Origin of the sequence: Rhodococcus sp. IEGM 1381 (genome assembly GCF_030056795.1) — a bacterium.
Lineage (GTDB): Bacteria > Actinomycetota > Actinomycetes > Mycobacteriales > Mycobacteriaceae > Rhodococcoides.
Genome location: NZ_JASHKQ010000003.1, coordinates 87,191 through 106,311 on the forward strand (window position 1 = coordinate 87,191; position 19,121 = coordinate 106,311).

At 64.3% G+C, this 19,121-nt stretch carries 19 protein-coding genes; 7 read left to right on the forward strand and 12 right to left on the reverse strand.

Translation table 11 applies throughout. The features are described 5' to 3' along the window. From QM797_RS12465 to QM797_RS12480, 4 genes are read left to right on the forward strand one after another with little or no spacing between them, the layout of a single operon-like run. Positions 1-699 carry a phosphoadenylyl-sulfate reductase gene (locus tag QM797_RS12465; RefSeq protein ID WP_502942333.1) on the forward strand — a complete coding sequence of 233 codons (699 nt, stop codon included), beginning with the start codon at positions 1-3 and terminating at the stop codon, positions 697-699. Continuing rightward, on the forward strand, positions 696-1,640 hold the full coding sequence (gene cysD, locus QM797_RS12470; protein WP_283275929.1) for a sulfate adenylyltransferase subunit CysD: 945 nt from the start codon (positions 696-698) through the stop codon (positions 1,638-1,640). The genes QM797_RS12465 and cysD overlap by 4 nt, the downstream gene beginning before the upstream one ends. Further along, positions 1,640-2,944, forward strand: a complete 1,305-nt coding sequence (locus tag QM797_RS12475) for a sulfate adenylyltransferase subunit 1 (protein ID WP_283275930.1) — start codon at positions 1,640-1,642, stop codon at positions 2,942-2,944. The genes cysD and QM797_RS12475 overlap by 1 nt, the downstream gene beginning before the upstream one ends. Beyond that, positions 2,941-3,714, forward strand: coding sequence for a sirohydrochlorin chelatase (locus tag QM797_RS12480; protein ID WP_283275931.1), 774 nt, complete (start codon positions 2,941-2,943; stop codon positions 3,712-3,714). Before QM797_RS12475 ends, QM797_RS12480 begins: the two co-directional genes overlap by 4 nt. Here QM797_RS12480 and QM797_RS12485 read toward each other — a convergent pair. From QM797_RS12485 to QM797_RS12505, 6 genes are all read right to left on the reverse strand, one after another. Beyond that, complete coding sequence (locus QM797_RS12485; RefSeq protein WP_283275932.1) at positions 3,642-4,691, reverse strand: sulfate/molybdate ABC transporter ATP-binding protein; 1,050 nt, start codon at positions 4,689-4,691, stop codon at positions 3,642-3,644. The two genes, QM797_RS12480 and QM797_RS12485, sit on opposite strands and share 73 nt — an antisense overlap. Next, the gene (gene cysW / locus QM797_RS12490; protein ID WP_283275933.1) at positions 4,691-5,491 is read right to left on the reverse strand and encodes a sulfate ABC transporter permease subunit CysW; all 801 of its coding nucleotides are present in this window, start codon (positions 5,489-5,491) and stop codon (positions 4,691-4,693) included. Before cysW ends, QM797_RS12485 begins: the two co-directional genes overlap by 1 nt. Continuing rightward, positions 5,488-6,381 carry a sulfate ABC transporter permease subunit CysT gene (gene cysT / locus QM797_RS12495; RefSeq protein WP_283275934.1) on the reverse strand — a complete coding sequence of 298 codons (894 nt, stop codon included), beginning with the start codon at positions 6,379-6,381 and terminating at the stop codon, positions 5,488-5,490. The genes cysW and cysT overlap by 4 nt, the downstream gene beginning before the upstream one ends. Positions 6,382-6,387: 6 nt before the next feature. Further along, positions 6,388-7,410 carry a sulfate ABC transporter substrate-binding protein gene (locus QM797_RS12500; protein WP_032379181.1) on the reverse strand — a complete coding sequence of 341 codons (1,023 nt, stop codon included), beginning with the start codon at positions 7,408-7,410 and terminating at the stop codon, positions 6,388-6,390. A gap of 202 nt (positions 7,411-7,612) precedes the next feature. Next, positions 7,613-7,702, reverse strand: a complete 90-nt coding sequence (locus QM797_RS26235; RefSeq protein WP_310180897.1) for an Ms4533A family Cys-rich leader peptide — start codon at positions 7,700-7,702, stop codon at positions 7,613-7,615. Between the two features lie 176 nt (positions 7,703-7,878). Further along, the gene (locus tag QM797_RS12505; protein ID WP_032379182.1) at positions 7,879-8,112 is read right to left on the reverse strand and encodes a hypothetical protein; all 234 of its coding nucleotides are present in this window, start codon (positions 8,110-8,112) and stop codon (positions 7,879-7,881) included. 93 nt (positions 8,113-8,205) lie between these two features. Here QM797_RS12505 and QM797_RS12510 point away from each other — a divergent pair, with 93 nt between their 5' ends. After that, the gene (locus QM797_RS12510; protein ID WP_283275935.1) at positions 8,206-10,251 is read left to right on the forward strand and encodes a glycoside hydrolase family 15 protein; all 2,046 of its coding nucleotides are present in this window, start codon (positions 8,206-8,208) and stop codon (positions 10,249-10,251) included. Positions 10,252-10,261: 10 nt separating this feature from the next. On the opposite strand, the gene QM797_RS12515 is transcribed toward QM797_RS12510, so the two are convergent. Together QM797_RS12515 and lepA are read right to left on the reverse strand one after the other, a co-directional pair. Continuing rightward, the gene (locus QM797_RS12515) at positions 10,262-11,269 is read right to left on the reverse strand and encodes a nitronate monooxygenase (protein WP_283275936.1); all 1,008 of its coding nucleotides are present in this window, start codon (positions 11,267-11,269) and stop codon (positions 10,262-10,264) included. 124 nt (positions 11,270-11,393) lie between these two features. Next, positions 11,394-13,241 (reverse strand): translation elongation factor 4, encoded by a 1,848-nt coding sequence (gene lepA / locus QM797_RS12520; protein ID WP_371833890.1) that lies wholly within the window; start codon positions 13,239-13,241, stop codon positions 11,394-11,396. 150 nt (positions 13,242-13,391) lie between these two features. Here lepA and QM797_RS12525 point away from each other — a divergent pair, with 150 nt between their 5' ends. Beyond that, a complete protein-coding gene (locus QM797_RS12525; protein WP_283275938.1) occupies positions 13,392-13,961 on the forward strand; it encodes a type II toxin-antitoxin system PemK/MazF family toxin in 570 nt (189 codons plus the stop codon). Between the two features lie 49 nt (positions 13,962-14,010). On the opposite strand, the gene QM797_RS12530 is transcribed toward QM797_RS12525, so the two are convergent. Genes QM797_RS12530 through QM797_RS12540 form a run of 3 tightly spaced genes read right to left on the reverse strand, consistent with a single transcriptional unit; the run spans position 14,011 to position 17,381 of the window. Then, a complete protein-coding gene (locus tag QM797_RS12530; RefSeq protein ID WP_283276101.1) occupies positions 14,011-14,841 on the reverse strand; it encodes a transglutaminase family protein in 831 nt (276 codons plus the stop codon). Positions 14,842-14,849: 8 nt separating this feature from the next. After that, entirely contained in the window at positions 14,850-15,824 is a 975-nt protein-coding gene (locus tag QM797_RS12535) for an alpha-E domain-containing protein (RefSeq protein ID WP_283275939.1), read from the reverse strand. Continuing rightward, positions 15,825-17,381, reverse strand: coding sequence for a circularly permuted type 2 ATP-grasp protein (locus tag QM797_RS12540; RefSeq protein ID WP_283276102.1), 1,557 nt, complete (start codon positions 17,379-17,381; stop codon positions 15,825-15,827). A gap of 356 nt (positions 17,382-17,737) precedes the next feature. Between QM797_RS12540 and rpsT the strand changes: the two genes are divergently transcribed. After that, complete coding sequence (gene rpsT, locus QM797_RS12545) at positions 17,738-17,998, forward strand: 30S ribosomal protein S20 (RefSeq protein WP_027497522.1); 261 nt, start codon at positions 17,738-17,740, stop codon at positions 17,996-17,998. Positions 17,999-18,097: 99 nt separating this feature from the next. On the opposite strand, the gene holA is transcribed toward rpsT, so the two are convergent. Continuing rightward, positions 18,098-19,066 carry a DNA polymerase III subunit delta gene (gene holA, locus QM797_RS12550; RefSeq protein WP_283275941.1) on the reverse strand — a complete coding sequence of 323 codons (969 nt, stop codon included), beginning with the start codon at positions 19,064-19,066 and terminating at the stop codon, positions 18,098-18,100. Between the last annotated feature and the right edge of the window lie 55 nt (positions 19,067-19,121).

The following is a 19,121-nucleotide window of genomic DNA, read 5'->3' on the forward strand; positions in this document are numbered from 1 at the left end:
ATGAATTTGACGGTAGAGGAATTGAAGGACATCGCCGACCGCGGTGCCCGCGAACTCGACGGTGCCAGCCCGCTGGAGCTGCTCCAGTGGACCGAGGACAACTTCGGTAGCGACTTCATCGTTGCCTCCAACATGCAGGACGGGGTTCTCGTTCACCTCGCTGCACAGGTTCATCCGGGTGTGGACGTGCTGTTCCTCGACACCGGCTACCACTTCGCCGAGACCATCGGAACGCGCGACGCTGTCGAGGCCGTCTACGGTGTTCACGTCGTCAATGCCCGCGCCGAGAAGACTGTCGCAGAACAGGATTCGATCGAGGGCAAGGACCTGTTCGCCCGCGAGCCCAATCGCTGCTGCGCGATGCGCAAGGTCGCGCCCTTGAAGAAGGAGCTGGCGAACTACAGCGCGTGGGTCACCGGCATCCGTCGGGTCGAGGCCCCCACCCGGGCCAACGCCCCGCTCATCTCCTTCGACGACGCCTTCGGCCTGGTGAAGATCAACCCGATCGCACCGTGGTCGGACGAGCAGATGCAGGCCTACATCGACGAACATTCGATTCTGGTCAATCCCCTCGTCGACGAGGGATATCCGTCCATCGGGTGCGCGCCGTGCACCGTCAAACCAGCCCCCGGCGCCGACCCACGTAGCGGTCGATGGGCCGGCAAGGCCAAGACCGAATGTGGGTTGCACGCCTCATGACACTCGATCTCACCTCGGCCACCGTCGGTCGAACCCATCTCGATGCAGATCGGTTCGACACCCTCGACGCACTCGAATCCGAAGCCATCCACATCTTCCGTGAGGTGGCGGGCGAGTTCGAGCGCCCCGTCATCCTGTTCTCCGGCGGCAAGGACTCGACCGTCTTGCTGCACCTGGCGATCAAGGCGTTCTGGCCCGCTCCCCTACCGTTCGCGCTGCTCCACGTCGACACAGGCCACAACCTGCAGGAGGTGCTGGACTTTCGCGATCACGTGGTCGCCAAGTACAACCTGCGCCTGCATGTGGCCAGCGTCGAGGAGTACCTCGCCGACGGGCGTCTCACCGAGCGTCCCGACGGCATCCGCAACCCGCTGCAGACCGTGCCTCTTCTCGACGCGATCTCCGAGAACAGATTCGACGCAGTCTTCGGCGGAGCGCGACGGGACGAGGAACGAGCCCGCGCCAAGGAGCGAATCTTTTCGCTGCGCAACGCCTTCGGGCAATGGGAGCCCAAGAAGCAGCGCCCCGAACTGTGGAACCTGTACAACGGCAGGCATTCCCCCGGCGAGCAGGTGCGCGTGTTCCCGCTCAGCAACTTCACCGAACTCGACATCTGGCGCTACATCGCCCGCGACGACGTGGAACTGGCGAACATCTACTACGCGCACCAGCGCCCCGTCTACCAGCGCGACGGCATGTGGATGACCCCCGGTGTATGGGGCGGACCGGCCGAGAACGAGGAGCTGCAGACCCTCTCGGTGCGCTACCGCACCGTCGGCGACGGATCCACCACCGGTGCCGTGCTGTCCGAAGCCGCCGACAACCAAGCGATCCTCGCCGAGGTCGCCGCATCTCGACTGACCGAACGCGGAGCCACGCGCGGCGACGACCGTGTCTCCGAGGCTGCCATGGAAGATCGCAAACGAGAGGGATACTTCTGATGAGCAGCACAGGAACTCAGCTCCTTCGCCTCGCCACCGCGGGTAGCGTCGACGACGGCAAGTCCACCCTCGTCGGGCGGCTGTTGTACGACACCAAGTCCGTTCTGGCAGACCAGATCGACGCCGTCACTCGCGCGTCGGTCGACAAGGGACTGGCCACGCCGGATCTGTCTCTCCTGGTCGACGGTCTGCGCGCCGAGCGTGAACAGGGCATCACGATCGACGTTGCCTACCGCTACTTCGCGACGCCGCACCGCTCCTTCGTACTGGCCGATACTCCTGGCCATGTGCAGTACACCCGCAACACCGTCTCGGGCGCGTCGACGGCGCAGTTGGTCATCCTGCTCGTCGATGCCCGCAAAGGCGTGATCACCCAGACCCGCAGGCATGCAGCGGTTCTGGCCCTCCTGGGCGTTCCGCGCCTGGTACTTGCGGTCAACAAGATCGATCTGGTCGAGGACCCCGCAACGGTGTTCGCCGAGATCTCGGCCGAGTTCAACTCGCTGACCTCCTCCCTCGGCTGGTCCAGCGACGACGTCATCGAGATCCCGGTGTCCGCACTGCACGGCGACAACGTCGCGGTGAAGTCCGACAAGACTCCGTACTACGACGGTCCCACCCTCATCGAGCACCTCGAGTCGGTCCCGGTCGACGCCGAACCGCACCGGGTCGGTCTGCGATTCCCCGTGCAGTACGTGATCCGACCCCGCACAGCCGAATTCCCCGACTATCGTGGGTACGCCGGTCAGGTCGCTGCAGGCACCGTGGGCGTCGGAGACGAGGTCGTCATTCTGCCCTCCGGTACCAGAACCACGGTCGAGCGCATCGATACTGCGGACGGCGAATTGCGCACGGCTCACGCTGGACGCAGTGTCACACTCGTCCTCGTCGACGACGTCGACGTCTCGCGTGGCGACACCATCGCCTCCCCGCAGGACGCACCGGAGCCGATCGGCGATTTCGAGGCCACCGTGTGCTGGCTGGCGGAGAAGCCGCTTCGCCCTGGCGCTCGCCTGCTGCTCAAGCACGGAACCCGCACTACCCAGGCCATCGTCGGGACTCTGATCGAGCGGTTCGACGAACAGCAGCTCACCGCCCAGGAAAGCCCGGAATCGTTGGAGCTCAACGAGATCGGCCGCATCTCGGTGCGAGTCGCCGAGCCCATCGTAGCGGACGACTACGCCGTCAACCGGCACACGGGCAGCTTCTTGCTCATCGATCCGGCGGGCGGTAACACACTGGCCGCCGGGCTCGTCGGCAACGCTCTGGCTGCAGTCGAGCTGGGGTCGGCAGTTCCGGCGTGAGCGCACTGATCGCGGTTGCCCACGGCAGTCGTGACCCGCGCTCGGGCGCAGCGATCCACCGCGCCGTCGACGTCCTACGTCGGCGGCGACCGGATCTGGACGTACGCGTCGCGTTCCTGGACCTCACCGAGCCCAGCGTCGGGCACGTCGTCGACGCCGTGGTCGACGCTGGACACACTCACATCGTCAGCGTCCCGTTGTTGCTGGGCAAGGCCTTTCACGCCAAGGTCGACCTGCCGGAGCTGCTGGCCGACGCACGCACCCGACATCGGCACGTGTCGATCGTGCAGGCCGACGTACTGGGCGACGACCGCCTCCTGATCGAGGCAGTCCGTGACCGCATCCTCGATACCGGTGTCGCACTGGATGATCCGACTGTGGGCGTCGCATTGGCTGCGGTCGGATCCTCGGTGTCACCGGCGAATCAGCGCACCCGAGTGGTCGCTCAGAAGCTGCTCGCCGGGACGGGCTGGGCAGGGGCCGTGACCTGTTTCGCAACGTCCGTCGAGCCGTCCCCTGAGGACGCCGTCGCGCACTTGCGCACGATGGGTGCCACTCGCATCGTCGTGGCACCGTGGTTCCTGGCTCCGGGACTGCTCACCGATCGGATAGAAGCATCACTGTCGGACCGACCGGACGTGGTGCACGCCGACGTGATCGGAGCTCACCCAGCTCTGGCCGAATTGGTATCGCAGCGCTACGACTCGGCAGTTACGCGTGCCGCATCGGTGGCGTCGGCAATAGTCGGTACCCGAGTCGCTCGCACGTAGACGGTCTCGCCCTCGCGGAGTCCGAGCGCCTCGCTGTCGCCTCGGGTGATCTGCGCGGCGAACAGTTCACCGGTTGCCGCATTCTTGAGCTCGACCTTCACCTCGAAGCCGAGGTGCACCACGCGCTCGACGACGGCACGCGTCACACCGGCCGATTCTGCAGTACCGCTGGCCTGTGCCTGCGCCAGCGACGGGTCACGCCCGACGCGAATGTCGTGCGGACGCACCAGAAGTCCGTTCAACTTGGCCACCTGGCCCAGGAACGACATCACGAAATTGTTGGCCGGCCTGTCGTACAGATCCTCCGGGCTGCCGACCTGCTCGATTCGGCCCTTGTTGAGCACCGCGATCCGATCCGCGACATCGAGGGCTTCCTCCTGGTCGTGCGTCACCAGAACCGTCGTGACGTGCACCTCGTCGTGCAGGCGACGCAGCCACGTCCGTAGATCGGCGCGCACCTTGGCGTCGAGCGCACCGAAGGGCTCGTCGAGGAGAAGCACCTGCGGGTCGACGGCGAGGGCGCGAGCCAGCGCCATGCGCTGGCGCTGGCCACCGGAGAGCTGTGCCGGGTAGCGACTCTGGAAGCCGGCCAGCCCGACGATCTCGAGCAGTTCGTCGACCTTCTTGGCGATCTCGGCCTTGGGCCGTTTGCGGATCTGCAGACCGAACGCGACGTTGTCTCGCACCGTGAGGTGTTTGAACGCCGCATAGTGCTGAAAGACGAAGCCGATCTCGCGGCGCTGCGGGCTGACCCACGTCACGTCCTGGCCGGCGAGCACCACCCGACCGGAGTCGAGTTGTTCGAGGCCGGCGATCGAGCGCAGCAGAGTGGACTTGCCAGAGCCGCTGGGGCCGAGCAGCGCCGTCAGCGATCCCTTGGGGATGTCGATGCTGACGTTGTCGAGAGCAGCGAAATCGCCGTAGTGCTTGTTGGCACCGACGACGGAGATCTCGATCTCGGAGGATTTCTCGGTCATTACTTCGTCCTCTTCTTGTCGAGAACCGTCATCAGCAGCAGCACGATGACGGCGATCGCCATCAGCAGCGTGGACGCGGCGTACGCGCCCTGTTGATTGAAGTCCTCGTACCGTGAATTGACCAGCAGAGTCAGTGTCTGCGAAATACCGGGCAGGTTGGTCGAGACCATGATGACTGCACCGAACTCACCGAGCGAACGCGCGACAGTGAGTACGACGCCGTAGGTCAGGCCCCACCGGATCGCCGGAAGGGTGATGCGCCAGAACGTCTGCCATGAGCTTGCACCCAGGGTCGATGCTGCTTCTTCCTGCTCCTCGCCTATCTCGTACAGAACCGGTTCGACTTCGCGTACGACGAACGGCAGCGTCACGAAGATGGTCGCTATGACCATGCCGGGGAGCGCAAAAATCACCTTGAAGCCGAGACTTTCGACGCCTCCGAACCACCCGTTGGCACCCCAGAGCAGAATCAGCGCGACACCGGTGATGATCGGCGACACCGCGAAAGGCAGATCGACGATCGCCTCGATTACGCCTTTACCGCGGAACCGCCCCCGCACCAACGCCAGCGCGGTGACCACACCGAAGACGACGTTGATCGGTACCACGATGGCAACGATCAACAGCGACAGCTGCAAGGCCGATTGTGCCGCAGGAGTTGTGATCTGCTCGAAGAACGACACGACGCCGTCCTCGAACGTTCGATACAGGATGGCAGCGAGCGGAAAGAGCACGAGTACAGCGAGATATATCAATGCAATCGTGCGCAGGGACAGTTTGACCGGAAGGCTGATCTTCACGAGAGCTGCTCCTCACGTCTGGCCAGCCGGTTTCCGATGATACGAAGCACGAACAGCACTGCAAACGCAATAGCCAACAGCACCACCGAGATAGCCGCGGCATCGATCGGCCGGTCGTACTCGATCAGCTCGCGAATGTACTGCGACGCCACCTGGGTGTCGTTGGGGATGTTGCCGCCGATGAGCACCACCGAGCCGAACTCCCCGATCGCGCGTGCGAACGCAAGGCCCCCGCCGGACAGCACTGCCGGCAACAATACCGGCAGAACGATGCGTCGGAAGATGGTCCAGTTGTTGGCTCCGAGCGACGCGGCCGCCTCCTCGACGTCCTTGTCCAGCTCGATCAGCACCGGTTGCACCGCACGCACCACGAACGGCAATGTGACGAACAGCAGAGCGACGATGACCGCAGGCTTGGTTGCGTTGAACACCAACCCGATCGGACTCGCCGGTCCGTAGAGAGACAGCAACACCAAACTGGCGACGATGGTGGGCAGTGCGAAGGGCAGATCGATCAGGGCGTTGACGAATCGTTTACCCGGGAACTCGTCCCGCACCAGGACCCACGCGATGAGGGTTCCCAGGAACAGGTTGATCACTGCGGCCGCGACGGACACCAGGAGGGTGACCTTGAACGTGGCCAGTGCACGCGGCACGGTGACCGCATCCCAGAAGCCGGCCAGACCGTCGTCGAACGACTGAACCGTCAACGCGGCCAACGGAAGCAGCACGATGACGCTGAGCCACAACACAGCGACCCCGAGACCGAGTGGCCCCACCGACCCAGGGCCCCTGAACTTTCGGCCTTCTCGCCCGGCACGAAACCGAGGTCTCGTACCGGGCGGGACTGGCGAACCCGCAGTTGCGGTTTCGGTGGTCGAAGATGGCATCGATCTCTACCGAGTACTTTCCTGATAGATCGTCGTGATTGCGCCGTTGTCGCCGAACAGATCGGCGTCGACCTGCGTCCAGCCACCGAGATCATCGATGGTGTAGAGCTTTTCGGGGGTGAAGAACTTGTCGGAATACTCCGAGGCGATATCCGGGTTCGTCGGCCGGAAGCCTGCCTCGGCCCAGATCTTCTGCCCCTCGTCGGTGTAGATGAAATCGTTCAGAGCATTGGCTCGGTCGAGATTGGCACTGCTGTTGATCACTGCCACAGGATTGTCGATGCGGAAGGTGACGGGAACGTCGACGTGCTCCACCTTCTGTCCTTGTTCCTCGATCAGCAGCGCCTCGTTCTCGTAGCTCAGCAGCGCATCGCCCTGCCCCTGCAGGAAGGCTTCGGTTGCTGCGCGGCCGGATTCGGGCTGAACCGGGAAATGGTCGGAGACGAGGGTGCGAACGAAATCGAGACCGGCCTGCTTGTCCTGGCCGCCGTTGCTCTTCGCCGCATACGGAGCAAGGAGATTCCACTTGGCCGAGCCGGAGCTGAGTGGACTGGGGCTGATGACCTGCACATCGGGCTTGATCAGGTCGTCCCAGGTACGAATGTTCTTCGGGTTGCCCTCGCGCACGACGATCGTCACCACAGAACCGAACGGCACTCCGCCGTAAGCATTCTGGTTCCAGTCCTCGTCGACCTTGCCGGCCTTGACGAGTCGCGTGACATCGGGTTCGACCGAGAAATTGACGATGTCGGCGGGTGCACCGTCGGCCACCTTGCGAGACTGGTTACCGGACGCGCCGTAGTCGGCGTTGATGGCGGTTCCCTCGCCGTCCTCGGTGGCCGCGAAAGCGGGACCGATTGCGTCCCAACCGTTCTTGGGGACGGCGTATCCCACGAGAGTCAAGGCCGGACCGCTGGCGGTGTCCGATCCGCCACCGACAGCATCGCTCGAGCCACCACCGCAGGCAGTCAGTAGCAGAGTTCCCACAGCCGCGAACGTGGTCAGGAGGTAACGAGAACTATGCCTCATTATGGGGGGCCTTTCGTGATGTGACGAAGAAGGAAATCGAAAGAGTGGACCGGAAGACCGTCGAACCGAAACAAGACCGAAACCCGCACCGAAGATTCGAGACAGCCTCCCAGCCCAGGGCCAGGGAGAGCTGGGCCCCGCGCACGCGCACAGCACGGCAAGACCTAGGCGACCCGCGGAATCGATTCGACTGAGGAACGAATCAACAACAGTCGATATCGGCGACTGCCAACATGCCGACAGCAATCAACGCCAACTGATGGCGGACGCGGTACTCGGCGGCAGAAGACACGGTCAGGAATCTAGCAGAGGTTTCGGACGGACTCTAATTCAGCGGACGCGTCCGGTGACTCGACGGCGCAGCTGTCGGCCGAGCTGTCGAGACGAGGCCCTACCGAGTGAGCAGCCAGGCGATGACAACCAGCACCAGCAGCGCGATGAGCGCCAGCGTTACCCGAGACCGCGGCATTACTGTCCATCCTTCGTCGTGGTGGAGGCGGCAGCCGTCGACTCCGCCTCGCGAGCAGCGCGGGCGTCGCGACCGAGCAGGCGTAGAACCACCGCGAGGAGTCGATCGAACACCCGTGCCAGCAGGAACGCCGTCGGCACGATGACCAGCAGCACGACAATCGCCTGCGGTACGAACGGCAAGCCCGTCACCCACAGTTCGACGCCGTCCCACCATCGCGCAACCGGTTCCACTCTCGCAGCTTAAACCAGCGCGTCCGGTGCCCACGCCACGCCGATCGGCGACCAGCAGTGGACGACTGCCACCGATACGTCGATGATTACGCCATGACGGCATTCGAAGATGTTTCGCCCGTGCCTCCGGTGGCCGACGAGCCCGCGATGGGATCGGGGCACCCAGAGTTGGGCGGGATCGAAGTTCAGGGAGCGTTGGGCAGTACCGACGCACCGGTGTCCACCCTGACGTCCTACCGCAGCGCCTTTCCGCCGATCGACGACTACGCGTTCCTCTCGGACTGCGAGACCACCTGTCTGATCGCGCGCAATGGGTCCGTCGAGTGGATGTGTGTGCCCCGGCCGGACTCCCCCAGCATCTTCGGAGCGATTCTCGATCGCAGTGCCGGCCACTTTCGCGTCGGCCCCTACGGTCAGTCGGTCCCCGCGGCGCGGCGCTACCTGCCCGGCGGTCTGATCGTCGAGACCACGTGGCAGACCGAGACCGGCTGGTTGATCGTGCGCGACGCCCTCGTCATGGGGCCGTGGCACAACACCGATCAACGCTCTCGCACCCACAAGCGCGCACCGAGCGACTGGGATGCCGAACACATACTGCTGCGCACCATCAAATGTGTCAGCGGCACAGTCGAATTGGAGATGAGCTGCGAGCCCGCCTTCGACTACCACCGGGCACCCGCGAACTGGGAGTACACCGGCAAGGTGTACGAGGAGACCACCGCAACCTGCGAGGCGAGCGCGGACGGTGACCAGCCGACGCTGAAGTTGACCACCAATCTTCGTATCGGCATCGAGGGCCGTGAGGCTCGGGCCCGAACTCGAATGACGGAGGGCGACAATGTGTTCGTCGCTCTGTCCTGGTCCGACCTTCCTGCGCCGCAAACCTTCGAGGAAGCAGCGGAGAAGATGTGGCGCACCTCCGAATGCTGGCGGCAGTGGATCACCATCGGCCGGTTCCCCGACCACCCGTGGCGGGGCTACCTGCAGCGCAGCGCATTGACACTCAAGGGCCTGACCTACGCGCCCACCGGTGCCCTGCTGGCGGCATCGACCACCTCGCTCCCTGAAACACCAGGCGGAGAGCGCAACTGGGACTACCGCTACACCTGGGTGCGCGATTCGACCTTCGCACTGTGGGGCCTCTACACGCTCGGACTGGACCGTGAAGCCAACGACTTCTTCGCGTTCATGTCCGACGTGGCCACGACGGCGAACGGCGAGGTCAATCCGCTGCAGGTGATGTACGGCATCGGCGGCGAGAAGACCCTCGACGAGAGCGAGCTACCGCACCTGTCCGGATACGACGGCGCGCGGCCGGTGCGGATCGGCAACGGGGCCTACGACCAAGAGCAGCACGACATCTGGGGCACCATGCTCGACTCGGTGTACCTGCACGTCAAGTCACGTGAGCACGTCCCGGAATTCCTGTGGCCGCTGCTCAAACGTCAGGTCGAGGAAGCGATCGCCAACTGGCGCAAACCGGACCGTGGCATCTGGGAGGTACGCGGCGAACCGCAGCACTTCACGTCTTCGAAGCTCATGTGTTGGGTCGCACTCGATCGCGGTGCCAAGCTCGCCGACATCCACGGCGAGAAGGACTACTCCGACCAGTGGAACGAGATCGCGGACGAGATCAAGGCCGACATTCTCGAAAACGGCACCGACTCACGCGGAGTGCTGACCCAGCGCTACGGCGACCCGTCGCTGGACGCGTCGTTGCTGCTGGCACCGCTGCTGCGATTCCTGCCGGCCGACGACGAGCGAATCCGTGCCACGGTGCTCGCCATAGCCGACGAGTTGACCGAGGACGGATTGGTGCTGCGCTACCGAACCGACACGACCGACGACGGATTGGCAGGTGAGGAAGGGACGTTCACGATCTGCTCGTTCTGGCTGGTCTCTGCGCTGGTGGAAATCGGCGAACTCCCCCGCGCGAAGCACCTCTGCGAACGGCTACTCGGCTACGCGAGCCCGCTCAAGCTCTACGCCGAAGAGATCGACCACCGCACCGGCCGTCACCTCGGCAACTTCCCGCAGGCGTTCACCCACCTTGCCCTCATCAACGCAGTAGTGCACGTCATCCGGGCCGAGGAAGCCCAGGCGTCCGGACACTTCCAGCCGGCTCACTCCAACCCCTGATCGGGCAGGTTCAGCGGCCGAGTTGCCTCGCCCATTCGGCGATCAGCTCGGCCGCGGGCTTTGCCTGAGCGCGGCGATGGCCGGTACCGGCCCACATCGACAGTCCCGACGGGTCGCCCGCTGCTGCGGCCTTCGCGCGCATCGGCGCGGTCAGGTAGTGCAGATCGGGATACGCCAGCGGAGCGGCTTCGGAGTTCTCGCGCATGAACTCGTTCACCAGACCCCGCGCAGGACGGCCGGAGAACGCTCTCGTCACTGCGGTGTTCGGAGCCAGTGTCAGCTGTTCGCGGTGCACTGGTTTGGTGCCGGCCTCAGGCGTGTTCAGGAGGGCCGTCCCGAGCTGCGCGGCATGGGCTGCACCCGAATCCAACAGTGGCGCAATGTCGTTGCCGTCCATCAATCCACCTGCAGCGATGCGAGGGAGTTCCGAGATCTCGCGGACCGCAACGAGCAGATCGGCCAGCGGCTCGTCCGGGGCCGACCCGTCGAACGTACCTCGATGCCCACCGGCTTCGGGCCCCTGCACAACGAGAGCGTCGACGCCGTTGGCGGTCGCCACCGACGCGTCGGACGCGGTGGCGACTGTGGCCCACACCTCGGTCCCGACGGCGTGCAGTTGGGCTACCTCGTCCGCATCGAACGTCGCGAACGTGCTCGAGACCACCGGTACCGGGTGCTCGAGGAGCCATGCGAACTTTTCGCCGTAGAAGTCGTCTCGTCGCAGCAGCTCTCCTGGTTCGGCGTCGAACCGCTCGAACCACGATGCCAGGTGCTCGGCGTAGCTGTCGACGTCGGCACCGGACGGCTCCTCCGGCAGGAAGAGGTTGACACCGAACGACAGTCCTCGGACCGAATCGATCTGCGCTGCAAAGGCTTCAGGTGTCAGTAATGCGCCCGCGATCATGCCGAGACCGCCCGCCTCCGAGACCGCGCGGGCGAGTTCGGGAGTACTCGGGCCACCCGCCATGGGAGCACCGACGACGGGCACACGCAATTGCTTCAGAATCGGCGTAGTCACAGGTTCGAAATGTACTCGCAGCACGGTTCGGTGGGACCGCGCGCCTTTGTTGACGACCGCGCACCCAGTTCTGAGGCGAGCGGCGACGCGCGGTCGGTAAAAAGGGTGTGAGGCTACTTCCGGACTACTTCTTGGGCTTGTCTGTGGACGATTCCGAGGACAGTGCCGCAACGAAGGCTTCCTGCGGCACCTCGACGCGGCCGATCGTCTTCATCCGCTTCTTGCCTGCCTTCTGCTTCTCGAGCAGCTTGCGCTTACGGCTGATGTCGCCGCCGTAGCACTTGGCGAGCACGTCCTTACGGATGGCGCGGATGTTCTCGCGGGCGATGATGCGCGATCCGATAGCAGCCTGAATCGGTACCTCGAACTGCTGCCGCGGAATCAGTTCCTTGAGCTTGGTCGTCATCTTGTTGCCGTAGGCCGCGGCGGCGTCCTTGTGGACGATCGCGCTGAACGCATCGACGGCCTCACCCTGCAACAAAATATCGACCTTCACCAATTCACCGGCCTCCTCGCCGATCTCCTCGTAATCGAGGCTGGCGTATCCGCGGGTACGTGATTTCAGGATGTCGAAGAAGTCGAAGATGATCTCGGCCATCGGGATGGTGTAGCGCAGCTCCACGCGGGTCTCGGACAAGTAGTCCATACCGCCGAGTTCGCCACGTCGACCCTGACACAGTTCCATGATGGTGCCGATGAACTCGCTCGGAGAGATGATCGTGCACTTGACCATCGGCTCGAACACCTCCCGAGCCTTGCCCTCGGGCCAGTACGACGGATTGGTGACGATGTGCTCGGCACCGTCTTCCATTTCGACCCGGTACACCACGTTCGGCGAGGTCGAGATCAGGTCCAGGTTGAACTCTCGCTCGAGTCGCTCACGGGTGATCTCCATGTGCAGCAGCCCGAGGAAGCCGCAGCGGAATCCGAAGCCCAGAGCAACGGAGGTCTCCGGCTCGTAGGTCAAGGCCGCGTCGTTGAGTTGCAGCTTCTCGAGAGCATCACGCAGGTCTGGGTAGTCCGAGCCGTCGAGCGGGTAGAGACCGGAGTACACCATCGGCCGAGGCTCGCGGTAGCCGGTCAGCGGCTCGGTTGCGCCCTTGCGGAAGGTGGTGACGGTGTCGCCCACCTTCGACTGACGGACGTCTTTGACTCCGGTGATGAGGTAACCGACCTCGCCGACGCCCAAGCCCTTGGTGGCCTTGGGATCGGGCGAGACGATGCCGACCTCGAGCAGCTCGTGCGTCGAGCCGGTCGACATCATCGTGACCTTCTCGCGCGGGTTGAGCGCGCCGTCGACCACTCGCACATACGTGACGACGCCGCGGTAAGTGTCGTAGACCGAGTCGAAGATCATCGCGCGGGCCGGGCCGTCCGGGTTGCCGACCGGAGCCGGGACCAGCTTGACGACCTCGTTGAGCAGTTCCTCCACGCCCACACCGGTCTTACCGGATACGCGCAGTACGTCGTCGGCCTCGCACCCGATGATGTGGGCGATCTCGGCCGCGTAGCGATCCGGGTCGGCCGCGGGGAGATCGATCTTGTTGAGTACCGGAATGATCGTGAGCTCTTTGTCGAGAGCCAGGTACAGGTTGGCCAATGTCTGCGCCTCGATGCCCTGTGCGGCGTCGACCAACAGCACTGCCCCTTCGCAGGCCTCCAGCGCGCGCGAGACCTCGTAGGTGAAGTCGACGTGGCCGGGCGTGTCGATCAGGTGCAGGACGAACTCTTCGCCGTCCTTCACCCACGGAAGCCGCACGTTCTGCGCCTTGATGGTGATTCCGCGCTCGCGCTCGATATCCATCCGGTCCAGGTACTGCGCGCGCATCGACCGGTCGTCGACGACGCCCGTGAGCTGCAACATCCGGTCTGCCAACGTCGACTTGCCGTGGTCGATGTGGGCAATGATGCAGAAGTTCCTGATCCTGGACGGATCGGTGAACGTCGTGTCGGCGAAGCTGGGCACTCGTATCCTTCGGCTGGCGTGTTCGAAATGAGCGAACGGGTAACTCCATCGTCCCACGCCGAGAACGATGCGCCGTCCCCGGCTGTCCGACTCCGGCTTCGACGTCGCCACAGTCTGGGCTGTGAGCAGCGACGTCAGGGTGGCTACACTCGCCGGATGGCTGGCAATTGGAGCAGATTCGGCAAGGAACTGGGCAAGATCGCGATGCGTGAGGGCCCGCGACTGCTGCGTCAACTGCAGAAGTCCGGTGCCCTGCAGAAGGGCAAGGACGCAATCAGTGGAACGACAACCAACACGTCCGCTCCGGCTCCGCGTCCCGGCCGGCCGGTGGCGTCGCAGACCAGGCCGACGGCCCAGCGCGCCCGCACCGTCGAGTACTCCCCCGATCTGGACGGCAAGGCCGATCCTGGCGAGATCGTCTGGACCTGGGTCACCTACGAAGAAGACGCCAGTCAGGGCAAGGATCGCCCGGTCTTGGTCATCGGGCGCGAGGGCAACAATCTGCTGGGTCTGATGCTGTCGAGCCAGAGCAGCCGTGACGGCGACCGCGACTGGCAGTCGATCGGATCCGGTTCCTGGGACGCTGAGGGGCGACCGAGCTGGATTCGTTTGGATCGCGTTCTCGACGTGCCAGAGGACGGTATCCGCCGCGAGGGCGCGATTCTGAGCAAGCCCCAATTCGATTCCGTCGCAGCTCGATTGCGTCGAGACTTCGGCTGGAACTGACTTCGTTCGCGTTGTGCGTACCCGCGGATACGCACAACGCGCACGGGCATCAGGCCAATCGCGTGATTTCCACGACGACGTCGAGCGCCGTCGAACCGCCACCGGAGAAGATTCCCTTGAGCGGGGGCACATCGGCATAGTCGCGGCCGAGGCCGACCGAGACATGCTGTTCGTTGACGGCGATCGCGTTGGTCGGGTCGTAGCCCCACCAGGCACCGGTCCAGGCCTCGATCCAGGCGTGGCTCTGGCCCTCGACGGTCGCACCGATCGCTGCTTCCTTCTTCGGGTGCAGGTATCCCGAGACGTAACGACTCGGAATACCGATGCTGCGCAGCATCAGCAGCGTCAGGTGGGCGTAGTCCTGGCAGACGCCCTTCTTCTCCGACCAGGCCTCGACGGCCGAGGTATGTACCCCGGTGGTTCCCGGCACGTACGACATCTCCTGGTTGACCCAGTTGGCGATTTCGACGACCGATTCCTGCGGCGGCAGTCCTTTCGACAGCTTCTTCGCCACCGCGGCTAGTTGGCGGTTCTTCGGCACGTAGACCGTGTTGTCGAGCACCTCGTTGAAGCGGTCGGTCACCGGCTCGCTGGCCAATTCCTCCCAGGACGCGTTCTCGTCCGGATAGACGAAGGGATCGGTCTCGACCACCGAGGATCCGGTGACCTCGAGTTCGGTGTGCGGTGCGTGCAGGTCGAATGCGGTCACCGCCGTACCCCAGTAGTCGGTGTACCGGTAGGAACGCGTCACCGGGTTGGTCTCGACTCGGTTCAGAATCACGTTCTGCCGGTTGTCACTTCGCGGCGTCAACCGAGCTTCGTTGTACGACGACGTCACCGGTGCGTCGTACTGATAGCCCGTGGTGTGCACCACACGCATACGCCAGCTCACAGTTCACCTTCCAATTGATCTTCGTAAGCGCCGGATCCGGCGTCCGTCCACGCCACCCACGGCGCGGCGTGGAAGTACTGCTTGGAGATAGCTTCCCCGAGTTCGCGGCACGTTTCCTGTAGAGCCAGGAGGCGCTCCTGCAGGTCGTCGAGAATGGCACCCGGACGCAGGAATTCGAGTTCACTGCGAGCTCGGCCGAGCAAACGCTGAGCCTCCGCACGGGCACCGACGCGACTGTTCGGCTGATGGTCGAGCTCGTCGAGGCAGCGCTCTGCTTCGGTCAGTGCATAAAACACCGAGCGCGGAAAGAGCCTGTCCAACAACATGAATTCGAGAACTCGCTGCGCATCGAGCGCACCACGGTAGGTCCGCAGGTACGTGTCGTGTGCGCCCGCGGAGCGCAGGACGGTCACCCACGCAGGCGAGGACGGACGATCGCCCGCACGGGAGAGCAGCAACCGCACGATCATGTCGATACGCTCCACCGAACGCCCGAGCAACAGGAAGCGATATCCGTCGTCTCGGCTGAGCGTCGAGTCTGCCAGTCCGGCGAACATTGCCGCCCGCTCCTCGATGTAGCTGAAGAACTCGTACGGTCCGGTTCTCTTGGACGCTCTCATCCGTTCGTTGAGGCCGTTGTACGTGGTGTTGAGGCACTCCCACATTTCGGTCGACGTCACTTCTCTTGCCCCACGGGCGTTCTCGCGGGCACTCGACAGTGAGTCCACAATGGAACCCAGTCCGTCTCGACTGAAGGCGACGACCTCGGTGAGCGACCAGACGTCCAGTGAGACATCGGGCTCGTGCTTGAACCCGAGCACCCGCAACAACACTCGCGAAGTGTGGTCGGGATCGACCGTTGCGTCTTCGAGAAGCTGGTGGACGGTGACATCGAGAATGCGGGCAGTGTCGTCCGCTCTCTCGACGTACCGTCCGATCCAGTAGAGCGACTCTGCGTTGCGCGCGAGCATTTACTGTCCACCGCCGTTCGAGTCCGAGTTCGTTGCCTGCTGCTGCTGCTGTTGCTGCTGCTGCTGATTCATCTGCTGGTCCATCGTCAGCTCTGGGCCCTGTTCGGCCATCGGCGACTCCGGCGGAACGCTGACGATCTCCTCACCCGCCAATTCCTGCTCCTCCTGCGAGGTTCGGGTGGCGAGCACCCAGGTGTCCTTGCTGCCGCCGCCCTGGCTCGAATTGACCACCAACGAACCCTCCGGCAGCGCAACTCGGGTCAAGCCGCCGGGCAGAACCCAGACGTCGTCGCCGTCGTTGACCGCGAACGGCCGCAAGTCCACGTGCCGGGGAACCAACCGGTCGCCGATCTTGGTGGGCACGGTCGAGAGCTGCACCACGGGCTGCGCGATCCAGCCGCGCGGATCTGCGCGAACCTTCTTGCTGATGGTCGCCAATTCCTTCGGCGAGGCGTCCGGTCCGAAGACGATGCCGTAACCACCGGACCCTTCGACCGGCTTGATCACCAGTTCGTCGATGCGATCGAGCACTTCCTCGCACTCGTCGTCCAGCCAGCACCGGAACGTGTCGACGTTGGCGAGCAACGGCTTCTCGCCCATGTAGTAGTCGATGATCGTGGGCACGTAGGTGTAGACCAGCTTGTCGTCACCGACGCCGTTGCCGACGGCGCTCGAGATGACGACGTTGCCTGCGCGGGCGGCGTTGACGACGCCGGCAACTCCCAGAACCGAATCCGGTCGGAACTGCATGGGGTCGAGGTAGTCGTCGTCGATGCGTCGGTAGATGACGTCGACCTGGCGCTCACCCTCGGTGGTGCGCATGTAGACGATGTTGTCCCGGCAGAAGAGATCGCGTCCCTCGACTAGTTCGACGCCCATCAGCCGGGCGAGCAACGAGTGCTCGAAGTACGCGGAGTTGGCCACACCTGGGGTCAGCACCACCACAGTGGGGTCGGCTTCGTTGAGAGCCGCGGCGGAGCGCAGAGCGCGCAACAGATGCGAGGCGTAATCGCCGACGGCACGCACGCGGTGACTGGCGAACAGGTCCGGGAACACCCGGGCCATGGTGCGCCGGTTTTCCATGACATACGACACACCGGAGGGCGATCGCAGATTGTCCTCGAGGACGCGGAACGTGCCCTGTGCATCACGGACCAGGTCGATTCCGGCGACGTGGATGCGCACGCCGTTGGGCGGTGTGATGCCGACGGCCTCGCGGTGGAAGTGCTCGCAGGAGGTGATCAGCCGCTTCGGCACTACGCCGTCGCGGAGGATTTCCTGATCGCCGTAGATGTCGGCGAGGAACATCTCGAGCGCTTTGACGCGTTGCTTGATGCCCCGCTCGAGCCGTGACCACTCCCCTGCGGCGATGACGCGGGGAACCTGGTCGAGCGGGAACGGGCGCTCCTGGCCGGACAGGGAGAACGTGATGCCCTGGTCGACGAATGCGCGTCCCAGTGCGTCGGATCTCGCGTCCAGGTCGGACGCGTTCGCCGGGGCAAGGGCTGTGTGAATGCCCTTGTAAGGAGTCCTGGTTCGTCCGTCCGCGTCGAACATCTCGTCGAAGGCGAGACTGTACTTTCCGACGTCGGAGTAACCCCCGAACACCCCGTCTACCTCGGGTTCGACGCGATCCGCTGACTTGGTTTTGGTCGCTTTGGCCTTGGTGGCGGCATGCGTTGCCGATCGCGGACTCATTCTGGTCATGTTGCTACAGAGACTGGAGTTAGGCGCGGTAGAAGCGTTAATTTCTTGAAACGCATCGTCACGGGTGCACCCAATTGGGTTCTGCCCCGCCGGGCTGGTATTCTCGATCTTCGGCGCAGGGCTCCAACGCTCTGCAGCAGACTTCGGGCATTCCAGCATGGATCGCCCTGACCGGAATACCGACGAAGACAAGAAGGATTTTACGCGTGGCCAATATCAAGTCCCAGAAGAAGCGGATTCTCACCAACGAGCGTGCACGTTTGCGCAACCAGTCGGTGAAGTCCTCCCTTCGTACCGTCATCCGCTCGTTCCGCGAGGCACAGGCTGCGGGCGACAAGGACAAGGCTTCCGAGATTCTCCTCGACGCAGGCCGCAAGCTCGACAAGGCCGCCAGCAAGGGCGTCATCCACAAGAACCAGGCTGCCAACAAGAAGTCGGCACTGGCTCTCGCAGTCAACAAGCTCTGATTCACCGCTGAGCTCGACCGAGCCCGCTGCATCCGATACGGAGGCAGCGGGCTTTCTCGTGCGTCGCTGGGCTTTCTCGGGTAAACGGGAGCGCGGGTGCTACCGGCCCAGCCCCGCGACCTCTGAAACCGCCCTTTCCACCGCGTAGTCCGCGTCCGCTGCCTGACCCTTGACGTCGGCGTTCAGTTGCGCCACAACCCGTAACGCCTGCGCGATGGATCGACCGTTCCAGCCTCGGGCCTGACCCTGCGCCTTCTTGATCTTCCACGGCGGCATGCCCAACTCGCCTGCCATTCGGAACGGGTCGCCGCGACCGGCCGAACCCACCAGCGCAATGGTGCGCACGGCATCGGCCAAGGCGTCGGCCAACAGCACGTGCGCCACTCCCCGATGCATCGCCCAGCGAACAGCCTCGAGCGCGCCCGCTCGGTCTCCGATCACCGCTTTGTCGGCGACGTCGAATCCCGAGACTTCTGCCTTGCCCGAGTAGTACTGGCGCACTGCGGCCAGATCGACCTTGCCGCCGGTGTCGGAGACCAACTGCGAACAGGCCGAGGCCAATTCGCGGAGTTCGTTGCCGACCGATTCGACGACAGCCTCGATCACGTCGCCGCTCACGCGAACGTCGGCGGCACGGAATTCACCACGAACGAAGTCGATCCGTTCGGCGGGCTTGGTGAGCTTGACGCACTCGTGCACCTGAGCGCCGCACTTCTGCAGAGCACCGACCATGGCCTTGGCCCGACCGCCGCCGGAGTGCATGACCACCACGACCGCCCCCTCGGGCGGATCGGTTGCGGCGTCGAGCACCAGTGCCGCGGCATCCTTACCTGCCTCGGCCGCTGCCTCGAGCACAACCACGCGATCCTCCGCGAACAGCGACGGGCTGAGCAGTTCGGCAAGTTCGGGGGCGCTGGCGTCGCCGGTGCGCAACCGCGTGACCGGCAGGTCCTCCCCCGGAATCGCCGCATTGGCACGCACCTGCGCCACGATCGACGCTACCGCGCGATCCATCAGAAGTTCCTCGTCGCCGAGAACCAGATGCAGAGGAGCCACACTCGAAGTCACACCCGTGATCGTGCCATGTGGGGCCGACAGCTCGGGCATCCGCTTCTTTTCGAGC